Below are 15,414 nucleotides of genomic sequence, written 5' to 3' on the forward strand. Positions count from 1 at the left end.
CTTACTTCACCCCCCAAGGGCTGGTGACGGTCTCGAAGTGCTTGCCGGTACCGCGCTCCGTGACGTGCACGGCGCAAGCGGTGCAGGGGTCGAAGGAGTGAACCGTGCGCAGGGCGTTGATGGGCTTCTCGATGTCGGCCACCGGAACGCCGATGAGCGCCTGCTCGAGCGGGCCGTGCTCGCCGTCGCCGTTGATGGGAGCCAGGTTCCACGTGGACGGGATGATGATCTGGTAGCCCTCGATCTTGCCGTCAACCACCTTCTCGGAGTGGTAGAGCGCGCCGCGGGGGGCCTCCCAGAAGCCCGTGCCCTCGCCGGTGAGGCGGGCAGGCTCGCGGAAGTACTCGGAGTCGCCGCCCTTGATGGCCTCGGCGAGCTCGTTGACCCATTCCACCATGAGGTTGGCGATGTAGATGGTCTCGATCTGGCGGATGGCGGTGCGTCCCAGGGTGGACTGGAAGGCGGCCAGGTCGCCCGGCTTGGCGCCGAGGATGCCGAGAACGGCGTCGACCTGCTCCTTGATGAAGGGCACGCCGCGCACGTAGGCCGCGAAGATGCGGGCCATGGAGCCGGCCTCCATGGGCTTGCCGTCGTAGGCGGGGGCCTTCACCCAGCTGTAGCGGTCGTCGACGTTGTACTCGGTGAAGTCCGGATCGGTGACGAAGTACGGCGAGGTGTAGGTCTCGCTGCCCTTGTACCAGGAGCGGCCCATGTACTCGGTGATGAGGTTCTCCTGCACGTCCGACGCCTGGAACTGCTCGTCCAGGACGGCCATGGGCAGGTAGCGGTTGAGCATCTGCTCGGTGTAGTTGTCGCCGTAGGGCCAGTCGGGGCCTTCGAAGACGCCCCAGGCGATGTAGCGGCCGCAGCCCTTGCCGAAGGTGAGCACCTCGGGATAGAGCTTGGCGAGCATCACGGTGTCGGCGAGAACGGTGTCGTTGACCCAGTCGCGGACCTCGGTGGCCATGGCGAGCAGATCGTCGAGCTTGCTCTCGGTGGGCACCCACATGTTGCCGCCGGGAATGGAGGTCATGACGTGGGGCATCTTGCCGCCGAGCAGCGCCGCCATCTCGGAGGAGCGGGCCTGCATCTTCAGGGCCTCCAGGTAATGGGAGGTGAGGATCAGGTTCGCCTCAGGGTTGTCGACGTAGGCCTCGCCGCCGTCGGCATCGAACCAGTTGCCCGAGAAGATGGACAGCTGGCCGTTGTCGGCAAAGGCCGCCAGCTTCTCGTAGAGCTGGTTGAGGTCGGAGTGCAGCGCCAGGCCGTTCTCCAGGGCCACAGCGTAGGCGTCGTCGACGTTGGCCTGAAGCGCATTCAGCGGGTTCACGTAATCGAGAGCCGCCAGGTTGTACAGCCACAGGATATGGCTGTGCAGGAACTGAGCGCCCTCCAGCAGGTTACGCACGATACGGGCGTTGTTCGAAATGGTGATGCCGTAGGCCTTGTCACCGGCGATCGAGGAGGCATGCGCGTGCGAAACGGGGCACACGCCGCAGATACGCTCGACGATTTGGGCCGCATCCTCGGGGGTGCGGTTCTGCACGACGAGCTCCATGCCGCGGAAGCAGCCGCCGGACACCCAGGCGTCGGCGACCACGCCGTTCTCGACCTCCATCTCGACGCGGAGATGGCCCTCGATACGGGTAATGGGATCAATAACAGAACGTGTCAAGTCAGCTCACCTCCTTCTTAATCGTTGTTACGGGGTTCGGCGTTCTTCTGCAGCAGCTCGTCGTCGAGAACCGGGCCGCCGGCGACCGGGTCGGCGTAGGTGCCGATCTCCTGGTCGGGATGCTTGGCATCCCACTTGCGGATCTTCTCGAACGGAGCGCCGCCGTCCATGCGGCCGGAGAGCTTCATGCCGAAGCCGTGCACCACGAGCGCCGCCGCCACGATGCCGGTGATGGTCACGGCGATGGTGGTGGGCTGCAGGCTCAGAGGACCGATGCGCAGGTCGCGCATGCGCTTGTAGAACGGGGTGTTCACCTCGGCCCAGTTGTCGCCCGGGTTGTTCGGGTTGGCCTCGCAGCAGCCGATGCAGGGGGCGCCGGACTGCACGCACCAGCTGCGGCGGTTGTTCCACAGCGTGACGCCGCACAGGGCACGGGTCTGCGGGCCCTTGCAGCCGACGGGATACAGGCAGTAGCCCATCTCCTCTTCCTTCGAGCCGAATTCGTAGACGAACTCGCCATTCTCGAAGTGGCCGCGACGCTCGCAGTTGTCATGGATGGTCTGGTTGAACAGATCGCCCGGCATGTTGAACTCGTTCAGACGGTTCACCAGCAGGCCCATGTCCTTCATGACCACGACGTCCACGAGCACGGACATGACCCACTCGGGGTTCACGGGGCAGCCCGGAACGTTGACGACCGGCGTGGCGACGCCGACCTTCTTCAGGTACTGCTGGACGCCAAGGGCCTGGGCCGGGTTGGGGGCAGCGGCCATCCAGCCGCCGTTCACGGCGCAGGAGCCGACCGCCACAACGGCGTTGGCCGACTCGGCAGCCTCCACAAGGGCCGTGATGCCGGTCTCGCCGGCCACGCGCAGAGCGTTGCCGTCGAAGGCCTCGAGCACGGCGCCCTCGTAGATGAGAATGTAGTTGCCTGCCGCGATGGTCTGGGCCTTGGCCTCCTCCATGGAGTGGCCAGCGGCGGCCGACAGGGTCTCCGAGTAGTTCAGGGAGATCATGTCGAGCACGACCGATGCGACATCGGGAGTCTCCACCTGGGCGAAGGACTCCGTGCAACCGGTGCAGGAAGCACCCTCGATCCAGATGACCGGATACAGGTTGCCGGACGTCGCGCCGATAACAGACTCTTCCAGAGCTTGCGCCACGCGCGGAACCGCGAGCTGGGAGAGCCCGGCTGCGGCGGCGATGCCGGCGCACAGCTTCATGAAGCTGCGACGGGTAACGCCACGCGAGGCAAGGATGCTGTCAAAGTCTGACATCGTTGCCTGATTTTCCATGCGTACACCTCCTTATAGGTGTCTCGTCTCTCTTACATGCAGGGGTTAGATTATCCGTTCGATCGCCACAAAAGCTGCACAATGGGTCACAAACGGTCAAATCATCTACCAGCGGCGAGAAAATGTTACGCGCTCCCCTGCTGGTAACAAGGCATTTTCGGCGCCGCGCCGTTCGCGCCCGATTTGCGCCGTCGGCGGGAAGGCCCTGCTCGCGCGGCCCTGGCGAGCTGTCGGCCGCAATCCCCTTGCATGCCCGAATTCGCCAGCGGCGGCAGACGACTGCGCGACCAACACATGCCGCTTGCGATAGCGCCCTCAGCCGCAACTCCGCTTTGCCGCACGAAAGAATCGCGGGTCGCCCGCTCTCTCGTCTTCGGTATTTGCCGCGTAGATGCCACTTCGACCCAGAAATGGTCGACGGGCCAAAGAAAAAGCACGCGAAAATGCCACTTCGACCTAGAAATGGCCAAAAAGGAAGGTGGGCTCCCGTCCATTTCGGGGTCGAAGTGGCATCTACCGACCACTTGCTCGAAACAGAGAGCAGGGAACGGCCGCTACTCCACCGGATAGCTACCGAACACCTTAACCTCACGCAACTTCAGCCGCAGGCAATCGAGGGCAGTCTGAACGTCGATATCATGCATTGACCCGTCAAGCTCAACGAAGAACATGTAATCTCCCAGCTGCTTTTTTGTCGGACGCGACTGCAGCATCGTCAGGTTGATGCCCGCGTAGGCGAATTCGGAAAGAATCATCTGTAGGGCACCGGGCTTGTCCGCGCGCAAAAAGAGCGCCAGCGACGTCTTGTAGCGCGAACCCCGCAAAAGCTCGGCATCGACCAGGCGACCCACCAATGCGAAAGCGGTCTGGTTCTCGGGGTTGTCCTGTATCGACTCCGCGACCACGCGCGCGCCGTGCAACCGAGCGGCAAGGGGGTTGCAGATACCCGCCGTGGCAGGATCGCCGGCCGCCATCCGCGCGCTTTCGGCCGTTGAGGCCACGGAAAGCGTTGAAACGCCCTTAAAATGCTCCGCCAGAAAGCGGCGGCACTGCGCGATGCCCTGCGGATGGGAGGCGATCCTGCGAATGTCGGATCGAGCGGCCTCGGGATGCATCGCCAGACAATGGCGCACATCGATCACCTCCTCGGCCAGGATAACCGAGTCGGTGCGGAAGGCGAAGTTGTCGAGCGTCGCCGTGACGGGACCTTCCAGCGAATTCTCCTTGCCGACGACGCCGAAGCGCACCGTCCCATCGTCGACGCAATCGAAAACCTCGTCGAAAGAAGCGCACTCCACCAGATCGGGGTCGTCGATGCCGAGACGGGCGGCGAAACGCAAAGCCGCTTCGTTGCAGTACGTTCCGGCAGGACCCAAAAAAGCGATGGAGTTCTCGTAGCTCATGTTAAACCAATCTGTTGTGCGTCATTTGCGATGTCGCGCGCCAATCACTGCGCCACTAATCGCGAGCCGCGTCGCACGTCGCTCGCGATGCTGCATGCCAGAACGCGACGTCGCGTGTTGTCTGCGATCATCATAGCGCGTCGGCGCCCGAACGGCTTTGAAACAGCCCCGTTCCGATCTCTTTCACGTGCTCTTCGGTTGCTGAGCCTTGGGCGAACACGACAGCATCAACAAAGCGTTTCCGGGATGCTTTTCCGGCAAAGCATCCTTCAGGGTACGTTATCCACCATCTCGAAACGACTTTCCACTCTTTCGTCATCTCGTCTACTCTCATTCTCGCCAAATTCGCGTTGAAACCGCATTGATGTCTTGTTAAATTCCCGATTTACCAAGAGTTTTGCACATTATTTCAAATCGTATTGACACGGAATTGAGACCTGGTATCGTGGGCTCATGGAATGCACGCTAGCACATAAAAGCTCCCTTGAACTATGGTCACATATGGCCGAAACCAATGCTGCGCCCACATGCTACGACCGGACGCTCAAGTCCAAGAAGGGCGCCGTCGGCGTTGCGGCGAAGGACGTTGATTTCTGGCTGAATCGAGGAAGCTTCTTCACCGAACCGCTTCACATTGCCGTCGGGTCTCCATCCGAGCGCTGCCGCGTCTTGCGCTGCGTTTCCCACATCGATCGCCAACTCGGCAACAAAGGCACGGTATGGGGAATTGCCCCTAAGCTTGCCACAGTTTCACCGGCAATGTGCCTGGCGCAGTTCGCCGGCGAGCTGCCTCTCGCGCAACTCACTGAGCTCGCATGCGCCCTGAGCGGCAACTACCGCTTCGCCTCCAAACCCGAAGACGTTGTCACCTCGGCAGTACCGCTCACATCGTTGCGAGAGATGCGTGCGTTCCTTCACGCTCATCAACAAATTCGTGGAGCATCGAAGGCGCTCAGGGCCATCGATCTCGCCATCGACCACCTAGGCTCCCCCTATGAGACCATTCTCTACCTGTTTCTCTGCCTGCCCCGCAAGCTTGGAGGCTACGGCCTCCCCAAGCCCGTTGCCAACCAACCGATCGCGCCCAAGTCCCGCGAAGCGCACCTTGTCGCCCAGCACAATTTCTACCCGGATTTATTCTGGCCCGACAAGCAGCTCATCGTCGAATACGACAGCTTCAAGCACCACAGCACGCCGAAAAAGACAGAGCATGACGCCCGGAGGCGTAACGATCTCGAGTCCATCGGCTATCGCGTCATGATCGCCAATCGTTCCATCGTTTCTTCCGCCGCACTGTTTTCCCAATTCGCAGATAACGTCCGCCGTGAACTTGGCGTGCGAAGCCGTCCGGAGACGGCGCATTGCCGAGATAGCCGAATGCAGCTTCGCAGGTTGCTTCTTGCACCCGATTCGATTGCGGAGTTCTGGAGGTAAGTTTCGGAATTCGACAAGTATGCATCGCGTCAATCGCCGAGAACGAATGCAAGCGGGTACGTATCGGAAACATGGCAGGTAGATGCCACTTCGACCCCGAAATGGCTCATCCCCCTCCTATCTTTCTGGCCATTTCTAGGTTAAAGTGGCATTTTCGAGGGATTTCCCCTCAGCAAGTCGACCATTTCGGAGTCGAAGCGGCATTCACCTGCGGATTTTAAAAAGTGCAGGATCGGACGCGTCGGCTGGTGAGGGCAATTGGGCGACTGCGGGGATCGGACGGCTGCGAGAGCGCACCGGTCGGCTAGGGACGCGGCACGCAGGGACGCGTTAGCCGGCGAGGTGCTCGATGAGGATTTTCAGGCCGATGAGGATGAGGACGATGCCGCCGGCGATGGTGGCGGGCTTCTCGAAACGCGAGCCGAACTGGTTGCCGACCACTACGCCGACAAGCGACAGCGCGAAAGTGGTGACACCGATGATCGCGATGGCGACCCAAATGTTCACTCCGAGGAAGGCAAACGTGATGCCCACAGCCAAGGCATCGATGCTCGTGGCGATGGCGAGCATGACAAGCTCGCGATAATCGAGGGGCGGGGCGATCGGCGCCTGCCGCGCCGCCTCGGGATCGTCGCAATCGGCGCCTCCGCGGCGTTGGCACGTCGCGCAATCACGCCCGCACACGCACGGGGAGTCCTCCTCGTGGAAGGCGTCCCAGAGCATCTTGCCGCCGATGAAGGCGAGAAGCCCGAAAGCAATCCAGTGATCGACGGCGGTGATGGTGCTGGCGAACAGCGAGCCTGCGGCCCAACCGATAAGCGGCATGAGCGCCTGAAAGCCCCCGAAGAACAGGGCGATCACCAGCGCATCGCGCCAACGTATCTTCCGCATGCCGAGGCCTTTGCAGATGGCCACGGCGAACGCGTCCATGGAAAGCCCGACGCCCGTCAGGAACAACTCGATGAAACCCACAGCGAACCCTTTCTCCCTCAGGGGGTCAACGTATCGTTTTCCTCGCGGAAGAAGCCCTCGGCGAGGAGATCGGCGACGATGGAATCGAAGAGCGGAGGCTCCACCTCGGGACGACCGGCAGCGAGCTCAGCCGTGTTCAGGTCGGCGAGCACGGCCGCGCGGGAAACGCCCTCGGGAGCGGCGAGCACGCGGCGGATGATCCAGGCCCGCTTCTGACGGCGCGAGCCCTCGAAAGCCGACTGGCGGCTGTGGCCCGCACTGCGCCGAGAGGGGTTCGGCACCGTGGCCTTCAGGTGAGCGCCGTAGTCGAGCAGCCCGTAGTACCAGCGGCGCGGATCGGCTGCGGCGGCGGGATGGAAGGCGGCGGCCTCAACCAGGGGCAAAAGCACCTTGTCGCTTACGGCCTCCTCTTCGGGAAAGAGCTCGTGCAAAAACACCGAGCGCACGTTGGTCTCCAGATAGACGGCCGGCCGCTGATAGGCGAAGGCCACCACCCCCGCCGCCGTAGCCGGACCGATGCCGGGCAGCGCCAGCATCCCCTCGTAGGTTTCCGGAAGGCGGCCGGCCCCCTCGGCGGCACAGGTATCGGCCGTACGCTTAAGCGCCAGGGCGCGGCGGTTGTAGCCGAGGCCCTGCCACAGCTCGAGCACATCGGGCACCGCGGCGGACGCCAGGGCATCCACCGTGGGAAACGCCGACAGGAACCGTTCCCAGAAGCGACCGACGCGCGCCACCTGGGTCTGCTGCAGCATGATCTCCGAGACGAGCACCGCGTAAGGATCGTCCACATGGCGCCAAGGCAAATCGCGGTACAGCTCGTCTCCCCTGGCGAGCATCGAGGTCACAAAGTCATCGAGGGCCGGCCCCTCGCAGGGCCAATCTATCGGTTCTGCATTCTCACGGCGAACCACAGATCCCGTCCTCCTTCATCGGTCGTCTTCACACGGAAGCAGAGCTCCCGACAGAAAACGGGCGGGTTCGCGCCCGCCCGTTCAATTCGGCAAATAACCACCGGCTATCCCACCAAGTCGTTCAAATCGCCCAAGGAGGCGGAGAAGTCGGAGACGACGAGGCGCTCGAGCTCGGCGTACTCGGCGGAATCGAGCGGCTGGTAGGCGGCGAGCTTGTCGAAGAGGTTCTCGCGGGACACCGGGATGTAGCGGCGTTCCACAAGGCCCTGCTTGTAGGCTTCCTCGATGGCCTCGCGGGCCGCCATGTAGATGTCGTAGCGCGGCAGGTTCGCCGAAAGGCGCACCAGCTCGTCGCGGCCCACCGATCGGATGGAGGGGTGGTCGCGGGCGATATCCATCCAAATGTCGGCGCGCTCCTCAGCGGTGGGATAGTCGATATCGACGCAGGTGAGGGGGAACAGAAGCTCCGCGAAGAACGGATCGATGGCCTCGAGCGACGAAGCGGAGGCCAGCACGTAGACGTCGGGGTTCTCCACTGCCTGGCGGATGAGGTTCACCGCCTCGCGCGCACCCCGGGACATGGCGGCCATGAAGAAGCCCGCCATGTCGTCGGCGGCATCGATGACCGGCGCTCCCCACAGATCGAGATCCTCCAGCACCAGGATGCCCGGGCCCGCAAAGCCGTGGCGCAGGCTAGCGAGCTTCTCGGCATCGGTGGCCTGGGCGCTGACGCAGAGCATGGGCACGCCTTGGAAGGTCTCCTCCATGCGCATGCGGATAGCCGGTAGTCCCAGCTCCCCCACCGTGGCCAGCATGAAGCGGCTCGCATCCTCCCGGGCCGGCGAGCAGAACAGAAGGCTGTCGACGACTGGCATGGCGTCCAGCCCGTGGCGGGAGTTCAGCATCGCGACGAAATCGTCGAACTCGGGAGTGCCGGCCAGGCCCACGCCCAAAGAGCGCATGCGCGCCACGGCGGCGCCGTAGCCGGAGATGCTGTCGTAGGAGAAGATATCGACGGACTGGGAGGCCTCCTCTCCCGCCGGAGCGGCCCCCGACGGCGCTGCCAGCGCCTCGGCCTGGGCCATGGCCGCGTCCTCGCCGTGAACGGCGGCGGCCATCATCGGCCCCACCATTTCCATGAAGTCGCCGGAAAGGGCCTCCGTCATTTCCATGAGATCATCGCCGGAAAGACCGATGCCCTCGAGGCGCTCCATGGCGAGCACCTGCAGCTGCTCCACGCAGGCCTGCACCTCGTCATCGGACAGGTAGGGCTCGAGCCGCTCGAAAATGTACTCGGCCAGAGCGCGCTCCTTGGTGGAGCAGGCCACGCGCCATGCCTGCTTGAGACCCATGATAGCGTCCTCGGAGGGGGCGTCGCTTTGCTCGGCGGCCTGCTCGAAGGCGGCCAGGTACAGATGGAGCCCGAGGCGCGCGTCGCCGGCCTCGCAGGCGGCCACCGCGCGGGACAGGTAGTTTTCCGGAGTGCCCGCGCCGTCGTCGCGGGAATTAGGGGATGTGTTGATATTCTCTAACATGGCCGTTACCTCTCAAATGCTGGGGGCTTTCAGGGCCCCGATCGTGTTCTGCCGCCATTTTATCGTACATAAGTACGATTGCCAAGAATATTTTCGTATTTCGCGGGAGAAAATTTATCGGCCGCCGCGCCACCATTGCGCCCTGCTACCGCGCGCCGCCGCCGCTGCCGCCGCGCGACCGCTGCCATCGCCACTTCGCAACTATCCTCGCGCGCCCTACCATTCCAAAATATCGTAGCCCTGGGCGTTGGCCGTGCGCGTAAGGGGCCGATCCGGCGTGACCGCGTAGGCGCTCTTCGCAGCGGCCAGCATGGCCCTATCGGAATGATGGTCGCCGTAGGCCCAGGCGAGCTCCCAGCCGTCCGCGCCGAACAGCTCGTCGCACAGGCGACGGAGCACCACCACCTTCTCGGGGCCCTCGATGGGCTCGCCCTCCACCTCGTCGGTGTAGTTGCCCTGGAAGTCGACCCTCATGCGCGTGGCGATGGCGTACTGGATGGGGCGGCGCTCCATGGCCGCGGCGATGATGGGCTCGAAGGTGGCCGACACGCACACCACGGCATGCCCCGCCTCCTCGTGGGCCGTCATCTCGGCCTCGGCATCGGCGCGGAAACGCCAGTCGATAACCTGGTCGTAGAAGTCGCGCAGAAACCCGTTCACCTCCGCGACCGGCCGCCCCGCGAACGCGCGAAACACCAGCCCCCGCACCCATGCCTCGTTCTGGGGCAGGCGCGTCTTGTAGGCGAAGGCCCAGCTGAGAATGCGGGCCACCACCGAGGGTGACAGCATGCGCCGGCGCACCAGGTAGCGGACGAGCATGACCGGCGAGTTGCCCTGGATGCACGTGCCGTCGAAATCGAAGGCCGCCACCTGGACTTTTCCCTCAGCGTTGCGCGCAATCGGCCCGTCCATGAGTCGGATGGCGCCCAAGGCGTCGGGGGTCACGCGGCGCACCCCGGCGGGAAGTGGCCCGGTCTCGCCGCGAAAAGCCGCGTCGTCGGGAATTCTCACATAGGTGCTCGCCTGGGGCATAATCACTCGCTCGTCCTCCAGCTGTGCGGTCAGGTTCGTCAAAATTTGCCTCGCCTATGATAGCCGACCCGGCACGACCCCGCCCGTCCTGCGACGTTTCTGCAGGAAACTTTTACGGAATTGAAGGAATGGAGCCGCCTCGCCGAAGAACAGCTTCGCGCCTGTTCCCGCAAGAGGCGACCTTGATCGTTCCTGTTCAGGTGCGGTGGCCTCGCTTGAGGAGGGCAGACCAAGGTCTGCCCCTACGGATGGGCCGGCGTCTACGAAGAGATTACGGGAGGAAAGAGAGGCTACTCCTCGAAGCGGTCGTTGCAGGAGGCGAATTGGGAGTTGTACAGCTCGGCGTAGAAGCCGCCCGCGGCGAGCAGCTCCTCGTGGCTGCCCTGCTCCACGATGTCGCCGTCGCGCATAACCAAGATGAGATCGGCCGCACGGATGGTGGAGAGCCTATGCGCGATGACGAAGGACGTGCGTCCCGCCATGAGCCGGTCCATGGCCTCTTGGATGCGCAGCTCGGTGCGCGTGTCCACCGAGGAGGTGGCCTCGTCCAGAATGAGCATGCGGCGGTCGGCCAGAAGAGCCCGGGCGATGGTGATGAGCTGGCGTTGGCCCTGGCTCAAGTTGCTCGCGTCCTCGTTGATCTCGAAGTCGTAACCGCCGGACAGCATGCGGATGAAATGGTCAGCGCAGGCCTCGCGCGCGGCCGCTTCCACGTCCCCATCGGTGGCATTAAGCCGCCCGTAGCGGATGTTCTCGCGCACGGTGCCGGAGAACAGCCACGTATCCTGCAGCACCATGGCAAACAGATTCCGCACATCGGGGCGGGAAAGCTCGCGGATGTCGGCGCCGCCGATGCGGATGGCGCCCGCGTCCACGTCGTAGAAGCGCATGAGCAGCTTCACCATGGTGGTCTTGCCGGCGCCCGTGGGGCCGACGATGGCCACGGTTTGCCCGGCAGCCACGCGAGCGGAGAAGTTGCGGATGACGGGCGCATCGGGCGTGTAGCCAAAGCGCACGCCGTCGAATTCCACGTCGGTGGAAAGCGCCGCGGGATCCACGGCGGAGGCCTCTTTCGGCACCTCGGGCAGATCGAGGAAGGCGAAGATGCGCTCGGCCGCCGCGGCCAGGGACTGCAGCACGTTGGAGATCTGGGCCAGCTGGGTGATGGGCTGCGTGAAGTTTTTCACGTACTGGACGAAGGCCTGGATGTCGCCCACGGTGATGGTGCCTGCCACGGCGAAGAACGCCCCGGTGACGGCGACGGCCACGTACCCCAGATTCCCCACGAACCCGAGCACCGGCATCATGAGGCCCGAGAGAAACTGCGCCTTCCAGCCGGCGTTGTACAGCGCCTCGTTGTCGGCCTCGTAGGCGCGCACGGTCTCGTCCTCCCGCCCGAAGGCGCGCACGACGGCATGGCCCGAGAACGTCTCCTCCACGCGGCCGTTCAGCACGCCGAGCAGGCGCTGCTGGGCCACGAAGTGCTTCTGGGAGAGCCTCACCACCACCGCCACGAGCGCCATGGAGACCGGCACCATGACCAGGGCCACGAGCGTCATGATCCAGTTGATGGAGAGCATCATGACAAGCACGCCCACCACCGTGACTGCCGACGTGATGGCCTGGGTGATGCCCTGGTTGAGGCTCTGGCCCAGGGTGTCCACGTCGTTGGTGATGCGCGAGAGGGTGTCGCCGGTGGAGGTCTTCTCGAAATATCCGAAGGGCACACGGTCGATCTTTTTCGCAATGGCGTCGCGCAGCCGGTAGCACGTCTGCTGCGAGATGTAGCTCATGACCCAGGACTGCACCCACGAGCACGCCGCCGACAGCAGGTACAGGGCCAACGTCGCCAGAAGGATGCGGCCGATGGCGTCGAAATCGATCGAGCCGGTGCCGGCTGCGGAGGCCACAGCGCCGTCGAAGAGCACCGTGGTGGCCTCGGAGAGCACCTTGGGCCCCACGATGGAAAACGCGGTGGAAGCGATGGCGAACAGGAGCACGAGCAGAAGCCGGCCCTTGAACTGCCCCATGAAGGCGAGCATCCGCTTCATGGTGGGGCCGAAGGCCAGCGCCTTCTCGCCGCCCATCATGCGGGCCGCCGGGCCATGGCCGCCGGGGCCGTGCCCGTGGCCGTGGCCGCCGGGGCTCCGCCGAGAGCCGCTGCCGGCCTTGGGAATGAAGGAGGGATGCCCGCTCATCGCGCACCCCCTTCGGCAAGTTCTTCCTCGGAAAGCTGCGACAGGGCGATTTCGCGGTACTCGGGGCAACTCTCCATAAGCTCGGCATGGGTGCCCACGCCGGCGACGCGCCCCTCGTCGAGCACCACGATGCGATCGGCCGCAAGCACCGTGGAGATGCGCTGGGCCACGAGGATCACGGTGGAACCGGCGGCCCAGGCGGGCAGCGCGGCGCGCACGCGGGCGTCCGTGGCGTAGTCGAGCGCCGAGAAGCAGTCGTCGAACAGGTAGGCGCGCGGCCGCCGCACGAGGGCGCGGGCCATGGAAAGCCGCTGGCGCTGGCCGCCGGAGACGTTGTCGCCTCCCTGGGCAATGGGAGCGGAAAGGCCTCCCTCGCGCGCTTCCACGAAATCCAGGGCGCAGGCCACCTCAAGGGCGCCGCGGATGGCCGCCTCGTCGGCGCTCTCGTCTCCGTAGGCGATGTTGCTTTCCACCGTGCCCTCGAACAGGAAGGCCTTCTGGGGCACATAGCCGAAGCACGCCCGCAGGTCGGCCTGGGAAAGCGCGCGCAGATCGGCGCCGTCGAGGGTGACGGAGCCCTCCGTCGGGTCGTAGAAGCGCTCGATGAGCTTCACGATGGTGGATTTGCCCGAACCGGTGGGGCCTACGATGGCCAGCGTGGTGCCGGGCTCGGCCGTAAACGACACATGGGAGAGCGCCGGGTCGCCGTCGTCGGTGTAGCGGAAGGAGACGTCGTCGAAAGTGATGCGCGCGCCCGCTGCGGCATCGGATCGCACGCGAGTCGGCGCCTCGGGATCGCGGACGGTGGGCTCGGTCGCGAGCACCTCGCTCAGGCGCTGGGCGGCCACGTCGGCGCGGGGCAGCATGATGGACACCATCCCCATGATGAGGCAGCCCATGATGATGACCATGGCGTAGGTGATGAACGCGATGAGATCGCCGGTCTGCATCGTGTCCGCGGCCACGCCCTGAGCGCCGAACCACACGATGGCCACCGAGGTGAGGTTCATCACAAGCATCATGGTGGGCATCATGAAGGCCATGGCGCGGTTGGTGAACAGCTGGGTATCACGCAGCTTGCGCGAGGCGGCGTCGAAGCGGTTCTCCTCGAAGCCCTCGCGGTTGAAGGCGCGCACCACCGACAGGCCGTTCAGCATCTCGCGAGCCACGAGGTTCACGCGATCGATGAGCGTCTGCATGATTTTGAACCGCGGCAGCGTGAAGCGGAACAGAACGGCGATGACCGCGAAGACCATGGCCACGGCGAGCACGACGATCCACCCCAACTGGGGGTTGGTGACCATGACCATGACCACGCCGCCGATGGCGAGGATGGGGGCGTAGAGCACCATGCGCATCACCATGGTGCACACGTTCTGGATGAGGGTGACATCGTTGGTGCCGCGCGTGATGAGCGAGGCCGCCGAGAACTGGTTGATCTCGGCATCGGAGAAGGCCACCACCCGCGCGAACAGGCGCCGGCGCAAGTCGCGGCCGATCTTGGCGCCGGTGCGGGCCGACACGAAGCCGGCGGCCACATCGAGCACCATGGAGCCGGCGGCGGCGAGCAGCATGAGGCCGCCGATGCGCAGGAGATAGGCCATCTGAATGGGGAACAGATCGACGCCGGCCGCCTTGTAGCCCGCAAGAACGTCGAGATCCTCCACGCCCGACTGGGCGATGCCCACATCGACGATCTGCGAGGTGAGCACCGGGATGGCCAGCTCGCAACCGGCCTTCAGGAGCAGAAGCAGCATAACGAGCGCCACCGCCCCCTTGTGCTGCCCGAGAAACCGGATCACGCCCAAGGCTGCCCCTCCCCTACACAGCGAAGAAGGCGAGCGCCGCGTAAACGGCCACGCCAGCCACGGCGGTCCACAGAAGCGACTTGGTCTTCACGGCCACGAGCGCCGATGCCACAGCGGCCACGAGCGGGATGGCCGCCGGCCACACGCCCGCGTCGAACATGCCGGGGTTCAGAAGGTCGTTGGCCACAAGCGCCGCGAACGCCGCGGGCGGGATGAAGCCGAGGGCCTGGGCGAGGCGCGGGGGCAGCTCGCGGCCCTTCAGCAGAAACAGCGGGATGACGCGACAGGCCCACATGGCCAGCACGCACCCGATGAGAACGAACCAGAACTGCTCCCAGCTCATCGGCGCTCACCGCCCTCATCAGGCGAGGAGTCCCCACTCGAGGAGGGGCGACCAAGGTCGCCCCCTACGGGATCAGTACCGGGAGCGCTTGCCGTGACGGGACGGCGCGGGAACAGCGCCGAGAACGCCAGGGCGCACACGACACCGGCAACAGCGCCGATGAGAATGGCCGGCCCGGTAAGCCCGAGCGCCTTGCACAGGTACACGCCGAGCATCGCCACAATCATGGCGACGATATTGGCGGAGGTGAACTTCTGGGTGACGAGCAGGCAGATGAAGATGGCCGTCATGGCGAAGGCGGCGATGGGCACGGGGATGTCGACGGCCGCCCCCACCGCGCAGCCCACGATGTTCGAGATCGTCCAGGAGCTTTGGGAGAACAGGTTCACCATGAGCGCCCGATCCACCGACCAGTTGCCCTCGGCGAAGCGCGCCGTGTTCACGCCGTAGGACTCGTCAGTCACCGATGCGGCGAACAGGGCCGCAAGCCAACGGGGGCTTGCAGCGCACTGGGGCGCGAAGGAGGCGGCGTAGAGCATCTGGCGCGTGTTCACGAGGGACACCGACGCCGTGATGGCCGCCACCGAAGAGCCGGCGAGGAGCATGTTGGGAATCATGAACTGGCCGGCGCCCGAGTACAGAAGGATGGACAGAAGCGCCACCTGCAAGGGATTCAGCCCGATGGTGTTCCCCAAAATGCCGCAGGGAAGGCCAATGGCCACATAGCCCAGCATGATGGGAACGGCGGCGGAGAACGCCGAAAGTATGTGCTCGCGAGAAAACATGACGCCTATGATAATCGACTCGC

General features: G+C 64.6%; 12 protein-coding genes. 1 reads left to right on the forward strand and 11 read right to left on the reverse strand.

The features are described from left to right. Position 1: 1 nt before the first annotated feature. The 3 genes from ACW4QM_RS05150 to pheA all read right to left on the reverse strand — a co-directional run bounded on the left by ACW4QM_RS05150 (position 2) and on the right by pheA (position 4,373). The gene (locus ACW4QM_RS05150; RefSeq protein WP_022740096.1) at positions 2–1,675 is read right to left on the reverse strand and encodes a nickel-dependent hydrogenase large subunit; all 1,674 of its coding nucleotides are present in this window, start codon (positions 1,673–1,675) and stop codon (positions 2–4) included. A gap of 17 nt (positions 1,676–1,692) precedes the next feature. Further along, positions 1,693–2,970 (reverse strand): hydrogenase small subunit, encoded by a 1,278-nt coding sequence (locus ACW4QM_RS05155; protein ID WP_161128418.1) that lies wholly within the window; start codon positions 2,968–2,970, stop codon positions 1,693–1,695. 554 nt (positions 2,971–3,524) lie between these two features. Then, complete coding sequence (pheA, locus tag ACW4QM_RS05160; RefSeq protein WP_114540044.1) at positions 3,525–4,373, reverse strand: prephenate dehydratase; 849 nt, start codon at positions 4,371–4,373, stop codon at positions 3,525–3,527. A gap of 501 nt (positions 4,374–4,874) precedes the next feature. On the opposite strand from pheA, the gene ACW4QM_RS05165 reads away from it, so the two are divergent. Continuing rightward, positions 4,875–5,807, forward strand: a complete 933-nt coding sequence (locus ACW4QM_RS05165) for a DUF559 domain-containing protein (RefSeq protein WP_161128419.1) — start codon at positions 4,875–4,877, stop codon at positions 5,805–5,807. 330 nt (positions 5,808–6,137) lie between these two features. Here ACW4QM_RS05165 and ACW4QM_RS05170 read toward each other — a convergent pair whose 3' ends face one another. From ACW4QM_RS05170 to ACW4QM_RS05205, 8 genes are all read right to left on the reverse strand, one after another. Continuing rightward, positions 6,138–6,779 carry a manganese efflux pump MntP gene (locus ACW4QM_RS05170; RefSeq protein ID WP_022740101.1) on the reverse strand — a complete coding sequence of 214 codons (642 nt, stop codon included), beginning with the start codon at positions 6,777–6,779 and terminating at the stop codon, positions 6,138–6,140. Positions 6,780–6,796: 17 nt separating this feature from the next. Further along, complete coding sequence (locus ACW4QM_RS05175; RefSeq protein WP_306506347.1) at positions 6,797–7,690, reverse strand: HhH-GPD family protein; 894 nt, start codon at positions 7,688–7,690, stop codon at positions 6,797–6,799. A gap of 104 nt (positions 7,691–7,794) precedes the next feature. Continuing rightward, positions 7,795–9,225 (reverse strand): ATP-binding protein, encoded by a 1,431-nt coding sequence (locus ACW4QM_RS05180; RefSeq protein ID WP_161128068.1) that lies wholly within the window; start codon positions 9,223–9,225, stop codon positions 7,795–7,797. A gap of 216 nt (positions 9,226–9,441) precedes the next feature. Then, the gene (locus ACW4QM_RS05185) at positions 9,442–10,299 is read right to left on the reverse strand and encodes an HAD family hydrolase (RefSeq protein ID WP_237418897.1); all 858 of its coding nucleotides are present in this window, start codon (positions 10,297–10,299) and stop codon (positions 9,442–9,444) included. A 248-nt stretch (positions 10,300–10,547) separates the two neighbouring features. After that, positions 10,548–12,347, reverse strand: a complete 1,800-nt coding sequence (locus ACW4QM_RS05190; protein WP_237418899.1) for an ABC transporter ATP-binding protein — start codon at positions 12,345–12,347, stop codon at positions 10,548–10,550. Positions 12,348–12,451: 104 nt separating this feature from the next. Beyond that, entirely contained in the window at positions 12,452–14,257 is a 1,806-nt protein-coding gene (locus tag ACW4QM_RS05195; RefSeq protein ID WP_306506346.1) for an ABC transporter ATP-binding protein, read from the reverse strand. A gap of 19 nt (positions 14,258–14,276) precedes the next feature. Then, the gene (locus tag ACW4QM_RS05200) at positions 14,277–14,606 is read right to left on the reverse strand and encodes an AzlD domain-containing protein (RefSeq protein WP_117285282.1); all 330 of its coding nucleotides are present in this window, start codon (positions 14,604–14,606) and stop codon (positions 14,277–14,279) included. Next, positions 14,603–15,391: an AzlC family ABC transporter permease gene (locus tag ACW4QM_RS05205; protein ID WP_455798247.1), complete on the reverse strand. Its 789-nt coding sequence runs from the start codon at positions 15,389–15,391 to the stop codon at positions 14,603–14,605. Before ACW4QM_RS05205 ends, ACW4QM_RS05200 begins: the two co-directional genes overlap by 4 nt. Between the last annotated feature and the right edge of the window lie 23 nt (positions 15,392–15,414).

Source organism: Adlercreutzia sp. CNCM I-6207 (genome assembly GCF_977072305.1).

Bases quoted from the DNA above. Each gene is read 5' to 3' on its own strand.
- ACW4QM_RS05155 (WP_161128418.1), bottom strand. From the start codon at position 2,970: ATGGAAAATCAGGCAACGATGTCAGACTTTGACAGCATCCTTGCCTCG.
- pheA (WP_114540044.1), bottom strand. From the start codon at position 4,373: ATGAGCTACGAGAACTCCATCGCTTTTTTGGGTCCTGCCGGAACGTAC.
- ACW4QM_RS05165 (WP_161128419.1), top strand. From the start codon at position 4,875: ATGGCCGAAACCAATGCTGCGCCCACATGCTACGACCGGACGCTCAAG.
- ACW4QM_RS05180 (WP_161128068.1), bottom strand. From the start codon at position 9,225: ATGTTAGAGAATATCAACACATCCCCTAATTCCCGCGACGACGGCGCG.
- ACW4QM_RS05190 (WP_237418899.1), bottom strand. From the start codon at position 12,347: ATGATGGGCGGCGAGAAGGCGCTGGCCTTCGGCCCCACCATGAAGCGG.
- ACW4QM_RS05200 (WP_117285282.1), bottom strand. From the start codon at position 14,606: ATGAGCTGGGAGCAGTTCTGGTTCGTTCTCATCGGGTGCGTGCTGGCC.
- ACW4QM_RS05205 (WP_455798247.1), bottom strand. From the start codon at position 15,391: ATGTTTTCTCGCGAGCACATACTTTCGGCGTTCTCCGCCGCCGTTCCC.